This window comes from Yoonia sp. (genome assembly GCF_046498525.1).
Classification (GTDB): Bacteria; Pseudomonadota; Alphaproteobacteria; order Rhodobacterales; family Rhodobacteraceae; genus Yoonia.
Genome location: NZ_JAWOAN010000274.1, coordinates 1 through 3,268, shown reverse-complemented (window position 1 = coordinate 3,268; position 3,268 = coordinate 1). Strand labels below are relative to the sequence as shown.

The following is a 3,268-nucleotide window of genomic DNA, read 5'->3' as shown; positions in this document are numbered from 1 at the left end:
CGGTCAGCAACCCCGAGATCCATGTTCAACCGCACAATGCGGTACGCACAATCCTCAAGGACGAGGCCCGCAACCCGGGTATTTTGCATTTCCTCACCGGGTTGCACATCGTCAACCCATCCCGCCAACGGCGTGTCCATGACCGCTGCGGGAAAAGCGGACAAGAAAGAACAGAGCAGCGGATCACAAAGCATCTTATCCGTGCGTGTCGGTGCACGGGGCTCTGACCGGGTTGCCAGAAGTGCACCCATCGTTTCCATCTCGAGTACGGCAGCACGCATTTCCATATCCAGTGCGATAAGGCCCGCAAGATCACCTTCGCGCTTCAGCTCCACCAGCATTTGATCGTCTGCCAAGGTGCCAAGCATGTCATCCAGACCTGTGACCTCTTCCGCCACGCTTTGGACTGTCAGGACAAGCCCGACGGTATCGTTCGCCGCCTTGGTCAACGCCAAGCGAACAGCGCGCGAAGCGGTCAGCGGATTACCCGCAGCTTCTTGCCCTTGCGGACGGGTCATCCGCCGCAGCAATTTCACTTGTGTACTTTCAGTCATACGCCCGCCACAGATGCTTTGCAGCAGTGATAGGCAAAATTGGTTACGTTTCCTCTAACGCGGCCACAGCTTTGAGTTGCGGCAACCGCACACGGAAAGCAGCCCCATCGCACTGCGGAACATAAGTCACCTCACCGCCCAGCCGGTGCATCACCTCGCGGCAAATTGCCAGACCCAACCCCGCACCACCTGCCTTTGATCCATCTGCAACGCGCGAGAATTTCTCAAATATCAACTCTTGGTTCTTGGGTGCAATTCCGCTGCCGTTGTCCATGAAATCAACGAAATATCCGGCTTCGTCCCGGCGCAGGTCGATGACCAGTTCCGGCTTGTCTGCGTCACAATACTTGCGTGCGTTTGCAATCAAATTGATGAAAACCTGGGTCAAGCGATCCAGATCGGTGACAAGGGTCAGCTGTTCAGCCGCCCGATCACGTCGGACCGTAAGCACCCCGTCATGCATGCCAGCAGCGCGCACCGCACGGTCCAGAAGGTCCGAAAGCTGGCCGCTCTGCTCGCGCAACTCGACCTGACCGTTTTCAAGAACGGACAAATCCAGCAGGTCGTCCAGAAGTCGTGTCAACCGGACTGCTTCATCATGGATGATACCGGCATAGCGTGCCTGCTCTTCCTGGTTCATGTCACGATCCCGCAAAATGTCCGAGAATGAACGGATCGACGTCATCGGTGTGCGCAGTTCGTGGCTGATCTGACTGAGAAACGCGTCTTTCTGGATCGAAAGCGCTGTCAGCTTGTCGTTCGCGGCCCGCAAAGCGCGGGCTGTACGCTCCTGCTCTTGCGACTTGGCTTCAAGCCGGTTGGAGTATTCCAGAATCTGCGCAGCCTCGTCCGCAACTGCGATCAGGTCTTCGACCGAAACGCTGCTGCCGCCGATCAGTTGCCCGATCATCGCATGGGCCGTCGCGGCACCGACGGAACCGGCAAGAACCCGTTCAAGATGCTCGATAAAATCAGGTGTCACTTCCGGCAGGTACCCTACCTTTCCCTGCCGTGCCGCCTCTTGGGCGAACAGCGCCTGCGCTTCCCTGCTGCCCATGATCCGCTGCGCCATGATCAGCAGATCCTCAGCCCCTGTGGCAGCACCGGACCAAGCCGTTGCCGCATTCGAATGTTCAAAGATATTGACGAATTGCGCACCTTGCAGACGTTCCAGCGGCACAGGAAAGGTCAGCAGGGAGCAAACGATAAACATCGTCGTATTCAGCAACATCGACCAGAATATCCCATGCACCAGAGGATCAAGCCCGGTCAGGCCAAAAAGCTCCTGCGGCCGCAGCCATGACAGCCCGAAAAGCCCGTTGTCGAGAACGGCCTGACTGATGACCGCATCAACACCAAAGCTGGGCAGGAACAATGTCCACATCCAGACAGCAAGCCCGGTGATCAATCCCGCCGCAGCCCCGACACCTGTTGCCCCACGCCAGAAGATGCCACCGATCATCGCAGGCAGAATCTGCACGGTACCGGTAAAGGAAATCAATCCAATCGCAGCAAGCGCCGTTCCGCCACCCGACAACCGGTAATAAAGAAAGCCCAGCGCCAATATGCCCACCACTGAAAGCCGCCGTGCCAGCAGGATCACATGGCGCACATCGCCCGACATCATGGCCTGCTGATTTCCCTGCAAGCTTAGCCAGATCGGGACGACGATGTGGTTCGACACCATGGTTGCCAATGCAATCGTCGCCACGATGACCATGGACGTCGCCGACGAAAAGCCGCCGAGGAAAGACAGCACAGCCAAGCCACCACGTCCTTCGCTCAGCGGCACGGTCAGGACAAAGAGATCCGGGTTGCTGCCAGCAGGCAGCAGATCAAGACCGATGACCGCGATCGGCACGACAAACAAGCTCATCATGAAAAGATAAAGAGGGAATGCCCAGCTTGCGATATGAAGGTGCCGTTCATCCGCGTTTTCGACCACCAACACCTGAAACATGCGCGGCAGGCATAGCAAGGCTGCGCCGGACAGAAAAATCAGACTGATCCAGCGCCCGCTGTCCTGATTCCACAAAACGATCGGCGACCGGTCAATCCGATTGAGCATCTCGCCCGGACCACCGGCAATCCCCCACACCACGAAGACGCCCACGGCAACCAGCGCGCATAATTTGACAACCGCCTCTACCGCGATTGCAATGACAACACCGTGGTGACGTTCGTTCGCATCCAGATTTCGGGTGCCGAAGATGATTGTAAAGACAGCAAGACCGACGGCGACCCACATGGCCGTGACTATAAAATCTGGCTGGTTCCAACTGCCGCCCTCGGTCTGGGCAAAGACTGCAAAGGACAATGTAACAGACTGTAATTGCAGGGCGATATAGGGCGTTGCCGCGATAACCGAAATCACCGTGACGATCACGCCAAGCTGGGTGGACTTGCCAAAGCGCGACGACACGAGATCGGCGATGGACGTAATGCGCTGCGCACGTCCGATACGGACCAGCCGCCGCAGCACCCACCACCAGCCGACCATTACCAAGGTCGGACCCAAATAGATGGTCGCAAACTCCAAACCCGACCGCGCGGCATATCCGACTGCGCCATAAAAGGTCCAACCTGTACAATAGATGCTGAGTGACAAGGTGTAGATCCACGGCGAAGCCAACCAGTTGGAGTGACCGTTCGCCGCGCGACGCTCTGCGATGAAAGCGATGGAGAACAGAAAAACGACATAGCCCAGCGCCACA

1 protein-coding gene and 1 pseudogene are annotated in these 3,268 nt (G+C 57.5%); both read right to left on the bottom strand.

What is annotated here, in order from left to right:
* A pseudogene (locus R6T97_RS16135) lies at positions 1–554 on the bottom strand (flagellar motor switch protein FliM); the annotation flags it as partial.
* A 43-nt stretch (positions 555–597) separates the two neighbouring features.
* Entirely contained in the window at positions 598–3,267 is a 2,670-nt protein-coding gene (locus R6T97_RS16130; protein ID WP_410350305.1) for an ATP-binding protein, read from the bottom strand.
* Position 3,268: the final 1 nt, after the last annotated feature.